Below are 19,477 nucleotides of genomic sequence, written 5' to 3' on the forward strand. Positions count from 1 at the left end.
GGGTAGCCAAGATGGATGTTCATAAGCTGAAAGAAGAAGTGGTCGCTTATAGTAAGGAGATCGGTATCGATAAGATCGGTTTCGCTTCAGTGGACGTTTTCGAGGAATTAAAAGGAAGATTGAAACGTCACGAGGCCCTTGGCTACCACTCTGGATTTGAAAAGGGAAGTCCTGATGAACGATCAGAGCCTAAGCTGTTGATGCCTGAAGCCCAATCCATTATAGCCATTGCTTTAGCGTACCCGTCTAAGCTGAAGGATGCACCAAAGAATAAAAGGGGCGACAGGCGCGGAGTTTTTGCTCGTGCTTCCTGGGGCCAGGATTATCATGACGTGTTGAGAGACCGTCTGCATAAACTTGGTGCCTTTTTAAAAGAGCGAATGCCGGATGTAGAGATGAAATCGATGGTTGATACCGGGGAACTGTCTGACAGAGCAGTAGCAGAGCGTGCAGGTATCGGGTTCAGTGCTAAAAACAGCTGTATCATAACGCCTGAATTCGGATCATATGTGTATCTAGGGGAGATGTTAACGAACATTCCATTTGAACCTGATGAACCTGTGGAGGATGGGTGCGGAGATTGTAACATTTGTGTGGATACTTGCCCAACTGGGGCACTCGTACAAGGAGGACAGCTGAACGCTCAGCGATGTATCGCTTTTCTTACACAGACGAAAGATTTCTTGGCCGATGAATTTCGTACGAAGATCGGGAATCGGGTGTATGGATGTGATACATGTCAGACCGTTTGTCCGAAAAATAAAAAGATGGATTTTCACAATCATGAAGAATTTGAACCGGATCCAGAGATCGTAAAGCCAAGGCTGCTTCCTTTATTGTCAGTTTCCAATCGTGAATTCAAAGAAAAGTTCGGACCGCTTTCTGGTTCTTGGAGAGGAAAAAAGCCTATTCAGCGTAACGCGATTCTAGCATTAGGTCTCTATAAAGAAGAAGCGGCCGTTGATGAACTCATCCGATTAATGAAGCAGGATCCTCGTCCGGTAATTAGAGGAACAGCAGCCTATTCCCTGGGGAAAATCGGGACAGATGCTTGTTACGAAGCGATTAATGAAGCTATGGCGAATGAAACCGATGACGAAGTGAAGGCTGAAATGAAAAAGGGATTAAAGTTCCAAAAAGTTTAAACGGTTCTCCCTTTTCAGAATATAATAGGTTTTGTATAATAGAAAAAACTGGTCATTAAGAGGGGTAAATTATGAGCAACCATTCTAAGATCTATTATGGAGTGATGGATTCTCCCGTTGGATCATTAACCATTTTGGCAGCAGATGAGGGAATATTACGTGTGGATTATGGTCACTACGAATCTCTTATATCATTTTACCAAACATGGACAAAAAAACATCTAATGAGAAGCTCCTTTGAACATCAACCTGACCACCATTATGTTAAACAGGCAGTTCAAGAAATTAAAGAATATTTCGCTAAAGAGCGCACGACTTTTTCACTGCCTCTCCTATGCTATGGCACACCTTTCCAAAGAAGTGTATGGAAAACATTGGTGGATAGCATACCGATAGGGGAAACGAGGTCTTATAAAGAGATCGCGATCGCTCTAAAGGCTTCCCAATCGGTGAGGGCTGTAGGAGGAGCGATTAATAAGAACCCTTTTTCCATTGTGGTTCCTTGTCATAGAGTCATAGGAACAAATGGAAAACTTGTAGGTTATGCAGGTGGATTAGATCGCAAAAGGAAATTGTTAGAACTTGAATCAAGTGAGCATTTAATAGAATCCCATTTATAACATCTGAATGATGGTGTTATCGTATGGTTTGAATCCCCCTTTCATATAGTTGGAGAAAGGGGGATTCTTTATGGAAACCATAAAGTTATACTGGGATGGAATTTTAACAGGTCTTTATGAACAGGAATCGGAGCCCTGGCTTCAGAGGAAAGTCCAAGGGTACAAAGATAGAGGACAGAAAGTAGAAAGAGGAACATTCAACATTCTTCCGTATCATCGAGTTACATATGAGGAAGTTGAAGAAATTCAATATTTATTAAAGGTTCGCTTCTTTATTAAAGACGGGAAGAAACCTTATGTGGAAGAAGGCATTTATCCTTGCAAAGCAAAAACTAGCGGGAAAGCTCTCCAGGAACATTCCGTCAATACGGAGAAGATCCTCCCGAAGGAAAAAGCGTTCCTCAGCCCTTTTATTGAGAAAGAGTCGGAGGCTAGAGACCCTTTTACGTACGACAGAAGAGAAGCCGTTCGATATGCAGAAAGATGGTGGGACAGCTACAATCCTGCTTACAAACATTTTGAAGTTGATTGTACGAACTATATTTCTCAATGTCTCCATGCCGGCGGAGGGAGGATGTGGGGGCAGCCCAATCGAAGTAAAGGATGGTGGTATGGATCTGGTAATTGGAGCTACAGCTGGTCGGTCGCTCATTCCTTTCGCTGGTATTTGAGCGGTGCACGCCAGGGGTTAGTTGCCCATGAAGTATCTGAGGCCAGTGATTTGTCTGTTGGTGATGTTATTTGCTATGACTTTCAAGGAGATGGACGTTTTGATCATACGACCATTATCGTGAGTAAAGATAGTCACGGAGAGCCTCTCGTCAACGCTCACACAACTAACAGCCGTCAACGCTACTGGACCTATACAGATTCTACAGCCTATACTTCTGATATCAAGTACAAGTTTTTTCACATTGGGGGTTGAAGGGTGTGGTATAATAATTTAGTTGATGATGTTGAGATTGAGGTGAATAACATGGCAAATCATATTGTACTTTTTCAACCAGAAATCCCTGCCAACACAGGAAATATTGCACGTACTTGCTTAGCGACGAATTCACAGCTCCATTTGATTCGTCCGCTTGGGTTTTCCACTGATGATAAAATGCTGCGAAGAGCTGGACTCGATTATTGGCATGATGTTACCATCCATTACTATGATTCATTGGAAGAACTTTATGAAAAGAACAAGAACGGGGAATATTATTATATAGAGAACTTTGGTACGAAATCATATGTGGATTTTGACTTTAGTGATTCAAATAAAGATTGGTTTTTCGTATTTGGCAGGGAAACGGATGGCATTCCTAAACATCTTTTAGAAGGTCTTGAAGATCGTTGTCTGCGTATCCCGATGACGGATAAAGTCAGATCTTTGAATTTGGCGAATACGGCATCCATTATTTTATTTGATGCGCTTAAGCAGCAAGGTTTCCCTAATTTAATAAGGTGAAAGTATTTCCTTACAAAAATCGCTCTTTTTCATTTTTTGTTAAGCTTAGCTGCTTACACTAAATGTACTGGGCGATTTTTTGTTATCTCATTATGATTTCAGGTGAGGGTATTGTTTAATTAAATGGGGTATTATTGAAGACTCTTTTTTGTATCTTTAGATGGGATCCCTGTTTCACTTCTTTAGGACTTGATACGATATTCACTCAAAAGTGATTCGATGTTGACTTATCGTACAGAAGTGAAGGAAGTCTCAGTAGCCGCTAAGTGAGTCCCCCATAAGATTTATGAACTGGTTTACGGCCCTAGACTAATTTACGTGTAAGAGACGGGATGACACTTTCAAGAATAGGTAGCTTATATGACTATCAACTCTGAAATTTTTCAGGGCAGATGAAAATAAAGGCTGTCCTAAAAGTCTAAGAATTAAACTTTTAGGACAGCCACTGTTAGGGTTATGTTCTATTTTTTCGGTCGGCCGGCTTTCGTATCATAGCCAGCAGAAAAGATGGATACTAAGTACGTTACACATACGAGAATAATTAATGTCAGCTTCATCTAACATGTCCTCCTTTAATCTCTCAACAGACAAGCACTTTGATTGTTATTATACCCCATTTATCATTTTCTGTGAATTGTTTAAAGAGATATTAATTGAAAATTCAACTCGTTCGCCCATACAAAGAGTGCTCCTTATACATATGGTGAAATGTAGGTGAATACCCCAATCAGTTACACAGGAGGGATGAAATGTTACCTGAACCGTATAATTACGATTCTTTTTATGGAATGAATGATGAATACCGTAATCCTCATTATGAAGAGGATGAAAGATTCTTTTTCGGTGGACCTTTTGTCGGAGGTCTGCTCGGAGGGTTTATTGGAAGCGCACTTCCCCCATTGATTTATGGAGGCTTCGGTGGAGGCTATGGAGGAGGGTATGGCGGTTATTATGGACCACAATTTTATGGCCCTCAAGGCCCGCCAGGACCGTATTCCCCATATAGTTATTACTGGTAGAAGGAAGACCGTTTAAAAAGCGGTCTTTTTCTATGTCATAATGTGGTATAATCAACTCAAAAGTTCGACAAGTATTTACATAAACCTATGATAAAGGGAGCGGTACGTGGATGAGGAAAATAGGTTCAGTTATAATAATTTGCGGTATGGTGCTGCTGTTAGCGGCATGCGGTTCTAGCAAAGCGAGCGAAAAAGAACCCGCAAAATTAACATTAAAAGAAATTGAGCTCGAAGAAGAGAAGGAAAATGAAGAACTGGTTCAAAAAGAAATTGAGGAAAATATTCCTGAAAATGAAGTAGGGGAAATTTCCCCACCTGTGAAAGTAACGTTAGATGATGAAACTCCTGTAGAGCAGGAGGAGCAAGAAGTTCTAGAGGAAGAAGTGGAGGAAGTTGCTCCGCAAGAAGTTTCCGAAGTGGGACGTACCACCAATGACAGTTCCGAAACGACTGAAACGAATACATATGAAAAAAAGTCTTCCCAGCCATCAGAAGCTGTATCAACTCCGGAAGTGAATGAGCCTGAGCAGCCGACAAGTCCGAGTAATAATTCATCTAATGATACTCCTTCAAAACATAAGTCTGAAAAACCAGCTGAAAAAGAGAAAGTGAACGACGAATCATCCAGCAAAGAAGACGTGGAAGAAGAAAAAGAAGAAGAAAGTGAGAAAGTCGAAGAAAAAGAAAAAGATGAAGAGAAAGACAAAGAGAAAGAGAAAGAGAAAGAAGAAGAAAAAGAAGAAAAGAAAGACGAAGAGAAAGAAATAGGGGAAGACGAAGAAAAAGAGGAAAGCGCAACAGAAACTGAAGCTTCCAAGGTAGATGAAGAGGAAGAAATGGAAGAAGATTCGACAGATGAGAGCGAAGATTCATATGAAGAGAGTTCTGAAAAAGACGATTCAAATGATGCTAGTGAAGAAAATGAGGATGAAGAAGAGAATAAAGATGGAGAAGAGAATAAAGATGGAGAAGAGAATAAAGATGGAGAAGAATCATAAAAAAAGATCGCCTTTTTGCGGCGATCTTTTTTCGTTTCTTAGAATGTAGTTTTGTTTAAAGTTTCTCCTTGAGATTCATATCCCTGCATATATTTTATGCGGCGCTGAGCTGAGGTTTCGTTTACTTGTTCATCTGCATGGTAAGAAGAACGCACCATTGGGCCTGCTTCACAATGCTGGAAGCCTTTTTCCATAGCAATTTGTTTCAGTTCTTCAAACTCATCGGGGTGATAGTATCTTTCTACGTTCAAATGCTTTTTCGTAGGCTGTAAGTATTGGCCGATCGTCATGATATCGACGTTATGTGCCAGAAGGTCGTCCATTGCCTGGATAATTTCTTCCTTAGTTTCGCCTAGTCCTACCATAATGCTTGACTTCGTTGGTGTATTCGGACGGATTTCTTTTACACGGCGAAGAAGTTCTAACGATCGATCATACATGGCACGAGCCCGGACTTTTTTCGTCAGACGGCGGACAGTTTCGATATTATGGTTGAAAATATCAGGTTCTCCGCCCATAAGTGTATGAAGGCTATCGTAATCCCCTTTCATGTCGGAAGGAAGGATTTCAACCGTACATCCTGGAACCCGGCGGCGGATCGCTTTAACTGTTTCGCCAAATACGGCAGCACCGCCATCGTTCAAGTCATCACGCGCTACGGCTGTTACTACGACGTGTTTAAGCCCCATGATTTCAACTGATTCCGCTACACGTTCCGGCTCTCCAAGATCAAGCTCGTTTGGCAGCCCCGTTTTCACGGCGCAGAAGCGGCAGCCTCTCGTACAAGTATCCCCAAGAATCATAAAAGTAGCTGTTTTTCGTTCACTCCAGCATTCGTGGATGTTCGGACACCGTGCTTCTTCACATACCGTATTGAGTTTCTTATCACGCATCAGCTTTTTTAAACCGGTATAAGATTTGTTCGTGTTGATTTTAATTTTCAGCCAATCCGGTTTACGTATGTATTCGTCTTTTTTAGCCAAGTTCAATCACTCCTTTTTTAACGTGCATAATTCCAGTCATCCGAACTATATTTTTCTTTAGCAAGCTCCTGGACTTCTTCCCATTGTTCCTTATTTAACTCAAAAGGCTTCAATTCAATATCCAGCCCTTTTTCAAACCCTTTTTTGAATGCATCGCAAGTCTCTTCGAAGCTGACGGGTGTGTCCAAGATGTCATTGATAGACACCGCTTTGTCGCCAAATGCATGGCGCGCTCTTTCTTTCAGTCGTTCATTTTTATAAATAAACATATCAAAAAGTTTCGTTTCATCGACCTCAATCGGTATTGAACCGTGTTGTAAAATAACACCCTTCTTTCTAGTTTGAGCGCTTCCGGCAGCTTTCTTGCCATCGACAATGAGTTCATACCACGAAGGTTCCTCAAAGCAAACCGCTGAGCCCGTAGTATTCAGCTTCTCTTTAGGAATTGCAAAATCCGCGGATATATGAAGCTCTCTGAACCCTTCTAGTAATCCTTGAGATAAGACAAGGTAGGCATCTTTAACAGAGGCGGGCATTCGGGGATGTTCTTCAGAGACGATTACACTGTACGTGAGCTCATCATCATGTAGTACAGCTCGTCCTCCCGTCTGCCTTCTGACTAATTCGAATCCATTTTTTTCAATACCCTCAAGGTCAATCCTGCCTTTTACTTTTTGAAAATATCCAACCGATAGACCGGCCGGTTTCCATCCATAAAAACGAAGGACAGGAGGGATCAGCCCTTTCCTATGCCAATTCATAAGTTTCTCGTCCATCGCCATATTCAGAGATGGAGTAAGATGTCCTGAATCAACAAAGTACCAAGTTTCCATCATTTTGGCCTTCTTTCTCAGAAAATCCTTTATTCTATTAAAATGTTCAAGATAATTCTAACAATGGAGGTTCCTAGTGTCAAAACGGGTAAGCCCGTTTTTGCGTGAATTTTATAATTATTGCGGAGGTTTGCGGGATGACGCAAATTGGCATTTTGATAAAGGGAATGGAATAGGATTAGACAAAGTGAAATTTTGTTATTTGAGATAGAAAGAGGGACATGTCTGCTTCAGTCTTTGAAGGTCTTAGCCCAATAAATCGAGCATAGAAAAGAGTGAGGGGGGCAAAAGGGAGGGAAGTACAAACGGGAAACATAGCTTGTACATCGATGAATGATTCAGCTTTTCGCAGCATAGGATATATTAAATTTGCTAGTTACGACGAGGGAGGTCGTTGAGTGGATATTATTAAAAGAATACAAGATCATAGAGAGCATGAAGAAGAGTTGAAATGGGAAGGAACGTTCAGGGATTATTTAGAGTTGTTGAGAGAGAAACCTTTCTTAGCCCAGTCGGCACATTCTCGCGTGTATAATATGATCACTGAAGCAGGGATCGAACAAGGGAGCGCACATAAAAAATATTCTTTCTTTGAAGAAGATATTTATGGCCTTGACGAAGCAATGGAAAGACTTGTGGAAGAATACTTTCACCCGGCAGCTCGTCGTTTGGATGTAAGAAAGAGGATTCTGTTATTGATGGGTCCTGTAAGTGGAGGTAAATCGACGCTCGTCAACTTGTTGAAACGCGGATTAGAGAAATATTCTTATACTGACAATGGGGCGGTATTTGCCATCAAAGGCTGTCCAATGCACGAAGATCCACTTCATATGATTCCGCATCATCTGCGGGATGAGTTCAGGGAAGAATATAATGTCCGCATTGAAGGAAGCCTGTCTCCACTCAATACGATGCGCCTGGAACAGGAGTATGGCGGAAGAATTGAAGATGTTCTAGTCGAAAGGGTTTTCTTCTCTGAAGACAGACGAACGGGTATCGGAACGTTCAGTCCTTCGGATCCTAAATCTCAGGATATTGCTGATTTGACCGGGTCTATCGACTTTTCAACAATCGCTCAGTTCGGTTCTGAATCAGATCCCCGTGCTTACCGATTTGATGGAGAACTCAATAAAGCCAATAGAGGAATCATGGAATTCCAGGAAATTCTTAAATGTGATGAGAAATTCCTATGGCACTTATTGTCGTTAACACAGGAAGGAAACTTCAAGGCTGGGCGTTTTGCTTTAATTTCTGCTGATGAATTGATCATAGCCCATACGAACGAAGCAGAATACCGCTCGTTCATCTCCAATAAAAAGAATGAGGCGCTGCATTCCCGTATGATTGTTATGCCGATTCCATATAATTTGAAAGTTACAGAGGAAGAGAAGATTTATCATAAGATGATTCGTGACAGTGATATCCGCGATGTTCATATTGCACCGCACACCCTTAAAGTGGCGGCTATGTTCACTATACTCACGAGACTGAAAGAATCGAAGAAAGCTTCTATCGATGTACTGAAAAAAATGTACCTATATGATGGGGAAGAAGTGGAAGGCTTCAGTGATGTAGATGTAGAGGATCTAAAAAGGGAATTCTCCGATGAGGGAATGAGTGGCATTGATCCACGATATGTCATCAACCGCATTTCTTCTACGATTATCAAAAAAGAAATGACGTCGATCAATGCTCTAGACGTATTGCGATCCTTAAAGGATGGTCTGGATAGTCATGCGTCGATATCTAAGGAGGATAAAGAGAAATATCTTGAGTTCATTTCATTAGCGAGGAAGCAATATGATGATTTAGCTAAAAAAGAAGTGCAAAAAGCTTTTGTCTACTCTTATGAAGAGTCTGCCCACACGCTTATGGATAATTATTTGGACAATGTGGAGGCATATTGTAATAAAGCGAAACTTCGTGATCCTCTGACCGGTGAGGAAATGAACCCTGATGAGCGCCTCATGCGTTCCATTGAAGAGCAAATTGGTGTATCGGAAAATGCGAAGAAGGCTTTCCGAGAAGAAATTTTAATTCGGATTTCAGCTTATGCCAGAAAAAACAAGAAGTTCGATTACCAGTCCCATGAGCGTTTAAGAGAAGCGATTCAGAAGAAACTGTTTGCAGACCTAAAAGATATTGTTAAGATCACCACCTCGACGAAAACGCCGGATGAACAGCAACTTAAGAAAATCAATGAAGTTGTAGCGACTTTAGTGGATGAGCATGGATATAATTCCACCTCCGCTAATGACCTATTGAAATATGTAGGAAGTCTACTCAATAGATAGTATTTAAGAAAGGTCCCAGCCATATGCTGGGACCTTTTTGTGATATAATGTGCAGAAATAAAAGGTAAGGAAGGTGGAACGAATGTCTAAACAATATTATGCCATAATCGATGTCGGTTCCAACACGGTACGTCTTGTCATTTATCTAAGAGACAAGAGCGGCCGCTTGCGCGAAGTGGAAAACGTAAAGTCTGTAGCGCGGCTCAGCACCTTCTTACATGATGATGGAAAACTTTCAAAAGACGGAATTAATAAGTTGATCAGCACACTGAACAGCTTTAATGAAGTATTAGAGACGTATCAATTAGAAGAATCTATTTGTGTGGCGACGGCAGCTATCCGCCAATCAGTCAACCAGGAAGAAATCATAGACAATGTTTCCAGGAAGACTGGAGTGGATATGAGAATAATATCAGAAAAAGAAGAAGCGTTTTACGGGTATCTAGCGGTCGTCAATTCTACTTCAATTTCTGAAGGATATACCGTGGATATTGGGGGAGGAAGCACTGAGGTTACATACTTCAAAGATCGGAAACTCATCCACTCTCATAGTTTTCCTTTTGGAGCTATTACTCTTAAGCAGAGATTCTTTAAAAATGATTTACCTACAGAAGATGAATTCGCAGACTTGCGTCAATTTTTGAAGAACAGTTTTGCAACTTTATCTTGGCTGCGTGATGGGAAAGTTCCACTGATTGGAATCGGCGGTGGGGCAAGGAACGTCGTACAAATCGATCAAAATTTGAAGGAGTATCCACTCGCGGGACTGCATCAATATAAGATGAACGACAGCGACCTATCATTTATTAAAAATTACCTGTTCACACTTTCAATGAAGAAACTGCAAAAAGTAGAAGGTCTTTCAAAAGATCGAGCGGATATTATTTTACCAGCTACTGAAGTCTTTCATACGTTGTATGAGACTGTGCAAGCAGAAGGGTTTATTCTTAGCCGAAAAGGACTGAGGGACGGAGTCTTTTATGAATTGCTGACGCAGGGGATGGGGACGAATCTATTTCCCAGTGTGCTCGAGGAAAGCATTCAAGAATTAATCAATGATTATGATCTGAATATAAAACAAATTCATCATGTACAGCATTTAGCGAAAGAATTGTTCGATCAGTTCCACGAAAAAGGGGTAGGTTCTTTTTCAAAGGAAGATTGGAAAGAGCTTAAAATGGCGAGTTATGTTTTTAACCTTGGTCAATATATTGATGATGAAGCCAGCGCTCAACACACCTTTTATTTACTGGCGAACCGGACGATTGACGGTTTAATGCATATTGATCGACTGAAGCTGGCCTTAATGGCTTCTTTTAAGAACAAGACTGTATTTAAACAGTTCATCCATCCATATAAGAAATGGTTTTTAAAGGATGAGCAGCACCGAATTCGTAAACTAGGCGCCTTTCTGAAGTTTTGTTATTGTCTCGATAGTACAAGACGAGGGGCTGTGCAGGACTTGAAAGTGGAAACAGAAAAAGATGATTTAAAAATCACGCTCTATTGCACGAAGGACTATATGCCTGAAGAATACCAAACCGAAAAGCAGAAAAAACATTTAGAAAAATCATTAAAGAAAAAGATCGAGTTAAACTTCGAGGAAGTAGAAAGCTAAGAGTAACTCCGGTGAAAATTTACTGGAAAATTACATGACTCTTACAATTGACCAATAGAGTTCTAGTAAGGTTGTTGTGAAATACATTGTCGGAACAAAGGGAGTGTCCTATGTCTAACAAAGATAGCAATAACAACTTAGATCATCCCAGTTATTATAATAATCGTGAATTGAGCTGGCTCGCTTTTAATGAAAGGGTGCTTGAAGAAGCTAAAGATTCAAGCAATCCACTGTTGGAAAGGCTTAAGTTTTTAGCGATTTTTTCTTCGAATCTAGATGAGTTTTTCATGGTCAGGGTAGCCGGGTTGAAAGATCAGGTGAAAGCCGGTTATAACAAGCCTGAGAATAAAGCTGGCTTAACTCCAAAACAGCAGCTTAGTGAAATAGCTTCTATAAATCACGAGCTTGTAGAAATGCAGTACGAAACATACCAAAAAATAAAGCCCGAGCTCGAAGAAGAAAAGGTTTCACTGACTTCGATTGAGGAGCTTTCCAACACCCAGTTGAAAGGGTTGGAAAGATATTTTAATGAAGAAATTTTTCCTGTGTTAACACCGATGGCAGTAGATGCTTACCGTCCTTTTCCTATCTTGCTGAGTAAATCGGTTAACTTGGCTATAGTTTTAAAGGATAATGTGGACCTTAGTGATGAAACGGAGAAAAATGCCATCGTTCAAGTCCCCTCAGTGATGCCCAGGTTTGTTGAGGTATACCATCCATCCAAACAACAATTCATCCTTTTAGAAGAGGTTATCAGCTATTTCATAGATGAATTATTCAAAGGGTATAAGGTTCAGTCGATAACTGAATTCAGAATCACAAGAAATGCTGATATGACGATTCATGAAGAAGGCGCAAGAGACTTATTGAAAGAGATAGAAAAAGAGTTGAAGAAAAGAAAATGGGGAGCCGCTGTAAGACTTGAAGTTCGAAAAGGAAAATATGATGAAAAAGTTGTGAGATTTCTGCTGAATGTATTGGAAATTCACCATAACGATTTATATGTTACAAATGGGCCGTTAGATTTGACCTACTTGTTTAATTTCTATAAATCTATTTCTGAAACAAAGGAGCATTTGGTTTACGAACAATTGATCCCACAGCCGCTAAAGGACTTAGAAGTTGGTGAAGATTTGTTTGAGGCTTCACTGTCTCGTGATATTTTCCTTCATCATCCGTACGAGTCATTTGAACCGGTCGTCGACTTCATCTCTGATGCAGCAGATGATCCGAACGTACTCGCTATAAAACAGACACTTTACAGAGTGAGCGGTGATTCACCAATCATTGATGGTTTGAAAAGAGCCGCGGAGAATGGTAAACAGGTGACAGTCCTCGTTGAGTTAAAAGCTAGATTTGATGAAGAAAACAATGTGCAATGGGCAAGAGAACTTGAAAAAGCAGGCTGTCATGTCATATACGGTATGACTTATTTGAAAACCCATAGTAAGATTACACTTATTGTAAGAAAAAGAAAAGATAAGATTGAGCGTTTCGTTCATCTAGGAACAGGGAACTATAATGACCAAACAGCTAAGATTTATACAGATATGGGAATTATAACGACTGAAGAAGAATTTGGAACAGATGCGACCAATTTCTTCAATTATTTAAGCGGGTATACGGATAAGCCTCAGTTTTATCACATAGCCATGTCGCCTTTTGATATCCGCACAGGTTTCCTCGATAAGATTGACAAAGAAATTGAATACCATCAGCAATATGGTAATGGTAAAATCATTGCAAAGATGAACTCGCTGACCGATAAACCTATTATTAGGAAACTATACGAGGCTTCCCAAGCAGGTGTAAGCGTACATCTGATCGTAAGAGGGATTTGCTGCTTAAAACCTGGTATTCCAGGAGTAAGTGAAAACATCAGGGTCATCAGTGTTGTTGGAAGGTTTTTAGAGCATAGCAGGATTTTCTATTTTCATCACAACGGTGAAGATAACGTCTACTTATCTTCCGCCGATTTGATGACAAGGAACATGGTGAAGCGTGTGGAGTTACTTTTTCCTATTTATGAAGTTCGCATCAAGAATCGTCTGATTAAAATTTTGAACCTTATGCTCGCCGATAATGTTAAGGCAAGAGAGCAGGATCGATATGGGAAATATCATTATGTCGATTCATCAAAAGATGAAGAAGAGATAAACAGTCAGATGAAGTTATTCGAATCGGCTTACAACGTTTTAGAGGATGAAGAGTGAAAACTTCAATTTGTTTCGGCAAAAGTGAAAAAGGCGTACCAACCGGTGCGTCTTTCTTGTTATAATGTAGATGATTCAGAATAAAGAAAAAAAGAGATAAATGTTGAATTCACAAACGTTTGAACCCTATAATAGTAAGTGTGTTTGCAAACGTTTACGTTCCAGCATTAGACAACAACTACTTGGAGGTATTTGACGTGGCTAATCAAGGTGCCAATGAAAGATTTTGGGAAGGGTTTCATGGTCCGAATATGGGCTACATTGAAGAACAATACGAATCGTATGAAAAAGATCCACAGTCAGTTGATGCAACTTTAAAACAATTATTTGATGAACACGGAGCGCCGGATTGGATGAGTGCTTCAGTTTCTACTTCTGCAAATGGAGAAGCTAAAGCCTCTTCTGTAGATATAAACAAGGTAACCTCAGCCCATAAATTGGTTGAGGCTATTAGACGTCATGGCCATCTTGATGCAAATATTTATGCTGTGGGCAGTAATGATAGGGCACCTACAAACATGTTAGAGATATCAAGGTATGGACTGAGTGAAGAAGATCTTGAAAATATTCCTGCTGAATGGGTGTGGCAGGATTCACCGGTCAAATTAGAAAATGCTTTACAAGTCGTCAAAACTTTAAAAGAAAGATATGCAGGAACGACTGCTTTTGAATATGACCATGTCAGTCATGAGAATGAAAGACAATGGCTGCAGAATCAGATTGATTCAGCTTCATTTAAAGTGAACTTAAATAATGAAGAGAAAAAACAGCTGCTTAAGAGGTTAGTTGATGTAGAGGGATTTGAACACTTTTTAGCGAGGACGTTCGTCGCACAGAAGCGCTTTTCTATTGAAGGTCTTGATGTAATGGTTCCTATGCTGGATCATATCGTCCAGGCTGCTTCCTCCGATAGAATCAGCAATATCATGATGGGGATGGCACACCGCGGCAGATTAAATGTTCTAGCCCACGTCCTCGGGAAACCTTATGACCGTATCTTTTCTGAATTCCATCATTCTCCGGATAAAGAACTTGTTCCTTCCGAAGGATCGACTGGAATCAACTATGGCTGGACCGGAGATGTGAAATATCACTTTGGTGCTCACCGTGAAATCGGCAATGGGCAGCAGTCCACCACCCAAGTGACGATGAGCCATAACCCTTCACACTTAGAATATGTGAATCCAGTAGTACAAGGTTTTACACGGGCTGCGCAGGATGACCGGACGAAACCAGGGTATTCTCAACTCGATGAAGAAGAAGCTTTTGGTATTCTAATTCATGGGGATGCTGCTTTTATAGGTGAAGGAGTTGTAGCAGAATCACTGAATATGAAAGATTTACCTGGTTACCGTACAGGGGGTACTATTCACGTGATCGCAAACAACTTAGTTGGTTTCACGACCAATCGTAAGGATGGCCGGTCTACCCGCTACGCTAGTGATTTGGCCAAAGGTTTTGAAATTCCGATTCTTCACGTGAATGCGGATGACCCAGTAGCTTGTTTATCAGCGATCTCTTTTGCCTATGAATACCGTAAAAAGTTCAAAAAGGATTTTGTCATCGACTTGATCGGTTATCGCCGATACGGACATAACGAAATCGATGAGCCAAGATCTACTCAGCCTAAACTTTACAAAGAAATAGATGATCACCTTACAGTACCTCACATTTTCGAAAAACAATTAATTGAAGAAAATGTGGTGGAAGAAGGCACGCTAAAAGCGATGTTCGAAGAAGTAGAAAGCAATTTGCGTGATACTTATAACAACATGAAAGAAAATGAAACAGCGGAAGCGGATGTCAAAGATCGTCCAGGCGGGGTTGAAAAGCCTCTGGATGAGATCGTTACCGCCATAAATCTAGACCGTTTGAAAAAACTGAACAAGGAACTGCTCAAGCGCCCAGAAGGCTTTAATGGGTTCAAAAAGCTTGAGAAGATCCTGCAGAAACGCAGCAATATGCTGGAAGACGGCAATAAAGTCGATTGGGCTACAGCAGAAGCTCTAGCTTTTGCTTCCATTATTGAAGACGGCAAACCGATTCGCATAACGGGTCAGGATACGGAGCGAGGAACATTTGCTCATCGTCACCTGGTTCTTCACGATGTGGAAACGGACGAAACCTATTGCCCGCTTCATGGAATTGAACAAGCTGATGCTTCTTTTGATATTTTCAATAGCCCACTGTCAGAAGCAGGTGTACTAGGATTCGAGTATGGATATAGTGTACAAGCACCTGAAGCTCTCGTAATATGGGAGGCACAGTTTGGTGATTTTGCCAATGCCGGCCAAGTTATTTTCGATCAGTTTGTTGCAGCAGGCCGCGCCAAATGGGGTGAGAAATCCAATATCGTATTCTTACTTCCTCATGGCTATGAAGGTCAAGGCCCTGAACACTCGAGTGCGAGGCTTGAACGTTTCTTGCAATTAGCGGCTGAGAATAACTGGACCGTGGCTAATGTTACATCGTCTGCTCAATATTTCCATCTCCTTAGACGACAGGCGGCTATCAGCAATGAGGAAGAAGCACGCCCATTAGTCCTCATGTCACCTAAAAGCCTGCTTAGAAATCAGCGCGTAGCTGATGAAGGCAGCAAGTTCAGCAAGCTTAACTTCCAGCCCATTTTAAGACAGCCGGGGCTGACTAAGGATACGAAAAAAGATAAAGGAAAAGTGAAATCGTTATTGTTAGGCAGTGGGAAAATAATGGTTGAAATTGAGGATTATGTTGAAAAACTTGAAGAAACCTCCTTTGAGACTATAGATGCTGTTCGTGTTGAACAAATTTATCCATTCCCGACCAGGCGTTTACAAGAAATATTAGGAGAATATCCTAATTTAGAAGAGCTCGTCTGGGTGCAGGAAGAACCTCAAAATATGGGAAGCTGGTATTTTGTTGAAGGAATTTTGCACAAACTGCTGAGTAAAGGACAAATCCACCGATATGTAGGAAGGCCGCACCGTGCTTCTCCGTCAGTCGGTGAACCGAATATCCACAAAACAGAACAAAATCGTATAATCAGAGAAGCGTTACAGTTGTCTAAAGGAGGAAATACAAATGAAGGAAATTAAGGTCCCTGAATTAGCTGAATCAATCACAGAAGGTACGATTGCCGAGTGGCTCGTAAAAAAAGGTGATCAAGTTGAGAAGGGAGACGCCATCCTTGAGCTTGAGACAGACAAAGTTAACGTAGAGGTTAATGCAGATGCAAGCGGTGTTTTAGCTGAAATCTTGAAAGAAGAAGGAGATGACGTTGAAGTTGGAGACGTCATCGCTAAAGTAGATGAAAACGGAGAAGCTGGAGGCTCTTCCGAAGAAGAAGAAGAAAGCACCGAGGAACAAGAAGATACTGGTGATAAAGAAGAAAATACAAAAGAGACGGCTCAAAAAGAAGAGTCTTCCGATGATCAAGAAGAAGAACCTGCAAAAGAAACTTCTTCTGATGAAAAAGTATCAAAAAATGATGTCGTAGCCACGCCGGCTGCTCGTAAGCGCGCACGTGAGCTCGGTATCAACCTCAGTGAGATCAGTGCTAAAGATCCTTTAGGTCGTATTCGTCCTGAAGATGTTGATGCGGCTGCTCAAGGAGAAAGCAAGAAAGAGGAGAAGAAAGAAGCTCCTAAAAAAGAAAAGAAAAAAGAAAGCAAGCAGGAATCCAGTGAAAAGACAGAATTTGAAAAGCCTGTTGAACGTATTAAAATGTCCCGCCGCCGTCAAACGATTGCTAAGCGTCTAGTTGAAGCCCAGCAAAGTTCAGCGATGCTGACGACATTTAATGAAGTAGATATGACGAATGTGATGAAGCTGCGCAGTGACCGTAAAGAGTCATTCCAGAAAAAGCATGATGTGAAACTAGGATTTATGTCATTCTTTACTAAAGCTGCAGTAGGAGCACTTAAGGAATTCCCTAACATCAATGCTGAAATCCAGGGCAATGAAATCATCCAGAAGAAATTCTATGATATCGGTATGGCCGTTTCAACAGATGAAGGCCTCGTCGTGCCGGTCGTGCGTGACGCAGATCGCTTAGATTTTGCAGGAATTGAAAAAGGGATTATGGATATGGCCAAAAAAGCTCGTGATAAAGAACTGCAACTTGATGATCTTCAAGGAGGTTCTTTCACGATCACAAATGGCGGAATCTTCGGTTCTATGCTCTCTACACCGATTCTGAATTCACCTCAAGTCGGAATACTAGGGCTGCATAATATTGAGAAACGTCCTAAAGTCATGCCGGATGATACGATACAAGCTCGTCCGATGATGTATATTGCTTTATCCTACGATCACAGAATCGTAGATGGAAAAGAAGCTGTACAATTCTTGCGCCGAATCAAGGAAATGATAGAAGATCCTTATGACCTGCTTTTAGAAGGATAATAATGAAGCCCTCGCTGCTCAGCGGGGGCTTTTTTATAGGGCAGAATAGTGGAAGGCTTGATTTTGAGACATTGGTGAGGAGTCAGTATGGCGGGGAATGACTTGCCTTACACGGGAGCGCGTTGAGCCTCCTCGGGCTGTGGAATCTCTGCTGTTCCGTCACCATGATGAGCGGAAGGTGGTTTTAGGAATGGACTCGTTTTCTAAAGCCACCATCTTCTCACACAAAAGTATCGAAACTGTGTCTTCCACAAAAAGGTATATCAACGCGGAACTTTAACATAACCTTCTAATTAAAAGGAACAGCTTTTGAATGCGGATATTTTACATAAGCGTACGTTCAAAAACACTTAAGTTTGCACTTCTTCCTCATAATTATAAATAAATCTTAATAAAAAACCGATCATATCTGATTTCGCTTCATCCATTGAACTTGTCCTGCATATGATAGAGTAATCCACAAAGAGGAGGGGGAAAAATGTGTTGAATGATAAGAAGAACTTTGTCATTGCTGAAGACGACTGGTCCCTCCATCGAAAAGGCTATGATGACCAGAGGAGACACCAGGAAAAGGTTAAAGATGCAATGAACAAACAGTTACCAGATTTAATTACGGAAGAAAATATTGTGATGTCAAATGGAAAACGTGTTGTGAAGATACCCATTCGGTCACTTGATGAATATAAGATTCGGTATAATTACGACAAAAACAAGCATGCAGGTCAAGGAGATGGAGATAGTCAAGTAGGTGATGTAGTTGGCCAGTCTCAAGAGGCTCAGAAAAAACCCGGGCAAGGAGAAGGTGCTGGAGACAAAGCTGGTGAGGATTATTATGAAGCAGAAGTCAGCTTAGCTGAGTTGGAAGAGGCCTTTTTCAAGGAGCTTACACTTCCTAATTTAGCTGAAAAAGAAAAAGACACGATCATGCATGAGGAAATTGAGTTTACAGACATTAGAAAAACGGGACTTGTAGGCAATATCGATAAGAAAAGGACGATGCTTGAGGCGTTCAAGAGAAACGCTCTCGGGGGGGATTCCTCCTTTGCTCCGATTTATCCTGAAGATATTAGATTTAAAGCATGGACAGACCAAGATAAGCCTGAGTCAAAAGCTGTCGTCATCGCTATGATGGATACTTCCGGGTCTATGGGCCAGTGGGAGAAATATATGGCCAGGAGCTTTTTCTTCTGGATGAACCGATTCTTGAATAAAAATTATGAAACGGTTGATGTAGAGTTCATTGCCCACCATACGCAGGCTAAAATTGTGAGTGAGAATGACTTTTTCTCTAAAGGAGAAAGTGGGGGGACGATTTGTTCTTCTGCTTATAGAAAAGCATTAGAGTTGATTGATCAAAAATATCCGCCTGAGAGATATAATATTTATCCATTCCATTTCTCTGATGGGGATAATCTGACATCTGATAATAAACGCTGTGTCTCGCTGATTCACGATTTAATTGAAGTATCCCAGATGTTCGGATATGGTGAAGTCAATCAATATAACCGTTCATCAAGCTTAATGCAGGCATATAAATCAATTAGTCATCCTAAGTTCCGCTATCATATTTTAAAGAAAAAAGCTGACGTATTCTATTCAATGAAGCATTTCTTTAATGAAGAAGTGAATGAAGAAATGGCATGGACAGAATGAGCTGAGGATTAAATTCCTTGGCTTATTTTTTTGTGTGGAATATGTTTGTCTGTACTTTTCTTAAAAAGCCATGTTAAATGTGATTGTTTATTTTTTATGTGAGAATGTATCAATGATATTACTGTAATTAGATAGATAAGGTTCAGAGAGATAGAGTGGGAGAAGGGGTGTTTGGGAACGACTAGTGTATGGTAATGGGTTCTTGGATGGAGATGGTGAGACTTGCTATACCCAGCAGAGAGGTGGCTCTAGGAGGTCGGCGTCA

The 19,477-nt window shown here is 40.9% G+C and carries 14 protein-coding genes; 12 read left to right on the plus strand and 2 right to left on the minus strand.

Annotated features, from left to right (window positions below):
* The first annotated feature begins 11 nt into the window (after nt 1-11).
* From queG to O2Q26_RS15400, 6 genes are all read left to right on the plus strand, one after another.
* Nucleotides 12-1,145 (plus strand): tRNA epoxyqueuosine(34) reductase QueG, encoded by a 1,134-nt coding sequence (gene queG / locus O2Q26_RS15375; RefSeq protein WP_289216735.1) that lies wholly within the window; start codon nt 12-14, stop codon nt 1,143-1,145.
* Nucleotides 1,146-1,216: 71 nt separating this feature from the next.
* Entirely contained in the window at nt 1,217-1,765 is a 549-nt protein-coding gene (locus O2Q26_RS15380) for a methylated-DNA--[protein]-cysteine S-methyltransferase (protein WP_253936374.1), read from the plus strand.
* A gap of 70 nt (nt 1,766-1,835) precedes the next feature.
* On the plus strand, nt 1,836-2,690 hold the full coding sequence (locus O2Q26_RS15385; protein ID WP_289216736.1) for an amidase domain-containing protein: 855 nt from the start codon (nt 1,836-1,838) through the stop codon (nt 2,688-2,690).
* 51 nt (nt 2,691-2,741) lie between these two features.
* On the plus strand, nt 2,742-3,218 hold the full coding sequence (trmL, locus tag O2Q26_RS15390; RefSeq protein WP_289216826.1) for a tRNA (uridine(34)/cytosine(34)/5-carboxymethylaminomethyluridine(34)-2'-O)-methyltransferase TrmL: 477 nt from the start codon (nt 2,742-2,744) through the stop codon (nt 3,216-3,218).
* A 749-nt stretch (nt 3,219-3,967) separates the two neighbouring features.
* A complete protein-coding gene (locus O2Q26_RS15395; protein WP_289216737.1) occupies nt 3,968-4,237 on the plus strand; it encodes a hypothetical protein in 270 nt (89 codons plus the stop codon).
* 110 nt (nt 4,238-4,347) lie between these two features.
* The gene (locus tag O2Q26_RS15400; RefSeq protein WP_289216738.1) at nt 4,348-5,235 is read left to right on the plus strand and encodes a hypothetical protein; all 888 of its coding nucleotides are present in this window, start codon (nt 4,348-4,350) and stop codon (nt 5,233-5,235) included.
* A gap of 38 nt (nt 5,236-5,273) precedes the next feature.
* Here the strand turns inward: O2Q26_RS15400 and lipA are convergent, their stop codons facing one another.
* Together lipA and O2Q26_RS15410 are read right to left on the minus strand one after the other, a co-directional pair.
* Complete coding sequence (gene lipA / locus O2Q26_RS15405; RefSeq protein WP_289216739.1) at nt 5,274-6,218, minus strand: lipoyl synthase; 945 nt, start codon at nt 6,216-6,218, stop codon at nt 5,274-5,276.
* Nucleotides 6,219-6,235: 17 nt separating this feature from the next.
* Nucleotides 6,236-7,051 (minus strand): lipoate--protein ligase family protein, encoded by an 816-nt coding sequence (locus O2Q26_RS15410; RefSeq protein ID WP_289216740.1) that lies wholly within the window; start codon nt 7,049-7,051, stop codon nt 6,236-6,238.
* Nucleotides 7,052-7,449: 398 nt separating this feature from the next.
* Here O2Q26_RS15410 and O2Q26_RS15415 point away from each other — a divergent pair, with 398 nt between their 5' ends.
* The 6 genes from O2Q26_RS15415 to yhbH all read left to right on the plus strand — a co-directional run bounded on the left by O2Q26_RS15415 (nt 7,450) and on the right by yhbH (nt 19,212).
* A complete protein-coding gene (locus O2Q26_RS15415; RefSeq protein WP_289216741.1) occupies nt 7,450-9,345 on the plus strand; it encodes a PrkA family serine protein kinase in 1,896 nt (631 codons plus the stop codon).
* Nucleotides 9,346-9,427: 82 nt separating this feature from the next.
* On the plus strand, nt 9,428-10,963 hold the full coding sequence (locus O2Q26_RS15420; RefSeq protein WP_289216742.1) for a Ppx/GppA family phosphatase: 1,536 nt from the start codon (nt 9,428-9,430) through the stop codon (nt 10,961-10,963).
* A gap of 110 nt (nt 10,964-11,073) precedes the next feature.
* Nucleotides 11,074-13,176, plus strand: coding sequence for an RNA degradosome polyphosphate kinase (locus tag O2Q26_RS15425; protein WP_289216743.1), 2,103 nt, complete (start codon nt 11,074-11,076; stop codon nt 13,174-13,176).
* A gap of 251 nt (nt 13,177-13,427) precedes the next feature.
* Nucleotides 13,428-16,250: a 2-oxoglutarate dehydrogenase E1 component gene (locus O2Q26_RS15430; RefSeq protein WP_390216273.1), complete on the plus strand. Its 2,823-nt coding sequence runs from the start codon at nt 13,428-13,430 to the stop codon at nt 16,248-16,250.
* Nucleotides 16,237-17,559 carry a 2-oxoglutarate dehydrogenase complex dihydrolipoyllysine-residue succinyltransferase gene (gene odhB, locus O2Q26_RS15435; RefSeq protein WP_289216745.1) on the plus strand — a complete coding sequence of 441 codons (1,323 nt, stop codon included), beginning with the start codon at nt 16,237-16,239 and terminating at the stop codon, nt 17,557-17,559. Before O2Q26_RS15430 ends, odhB begins: the two co-directional genes overlap by 14 nt.
* A gap of 480 nt (nt 17,560-18,039) precedes the next feature.
* Complete coding sequence (gene yhbH / locus O2Q26_RS15440) at nt 18,040-19,212, plus strand: sporulation protein YhbH (protein WP_390216237.1); 1,173 nt, start codon at nt 18,040-18,042, stop codon at nt 19,210-19,212.
* The last annotated feature ends 265 nt before the right edge of the window (nt 19,213-19,477 follow it).

The organism is Halobacillus campisalis, assembly GCF_030345335.1.
In the GTDB taxonomy this organism is placed as follows: domain Bacteria; phylum Bacillota; class Bacilli; order Bacillales; family Halobacillaceae; genus Halobacillus_A; species Halobacillus_A campisalis.

Bases quoted from the DNA above. Each gene is read 5' to 3' on its own strand.
- queG (WP_289216735.1), top strand. From the start codon at position 12: ATGGATGTTCATAAGCTGAAAGAAGAAGTGGTCGCTTATAGTAAGGAG.
- O2Q26_RS15380 (WP_253936374.1), top strand. From the start codon at position 1,217: ATGAGCAACCATTCTAAGATCTATTATGGAGTGATGGATTCTCCCGTT.
- O2Q26_RS15385 (WP_289216736.1), top strand. From the start codon at position 1,836: ATGGAAACCATAAAGTTATACTGGGATGGAATTTTAACAGGTCTTTAT.
- trmL (WP_289216826.1), top strand. From the start codon at position 2,742: ATGGCAAATCATATTGTACTTTTTCAACCAGAAATCCCTGCCAACACA.
- O2Q26_RS15395 (WP_289216737.1), top strand. From the start codon at position 3,968: ATGTTACCTGAACCGTATAATTACGATTCTTTTTATGGAATGAATGAT.
- O2Q26_RS15400 (WP_289216738.1), top strand. From the start codon at position 4,348: ATGAGGAAAATAGGTTCAGTTATAATAATTTGCGGTATGGTGCTGCTG.
- O2Q26_RS15410 (WP_289216740.1), bottom strand. From the start codon at position 7,051: ATGGAAACTTGGTACTTTGTTGATTCAGGACATCTTACTCCATCTCTG.
- O2Q26_RS15420 (WP_289216742.1), top strand. From the start codon at position 9,428: ATGTCTAAACAATATTATGCCATAATCGATGTCGGTTCCAACACGGTA.
- O2Q26_RS15425 (WP_289216743.1), top strand. From the start codon at position 11,074: ATGTCTAACAAAGATAGCAATAACAACTTAGATCATCCCAGTTATTAT.
- O2Q26_RS15430 (WP_390216273.1), top strand. From the start codon at position 13,428: ATGGGCTACATTGAAGAACAATACGAATCGTATGAAAAAGATCCACAG.
- odhB (WP_289216745.1), top strand. From the start codon at position 16,237: ATGAAGGAAATTAAGGTCCCTGAATTAGCTGAATCAATCACAGAAGGT.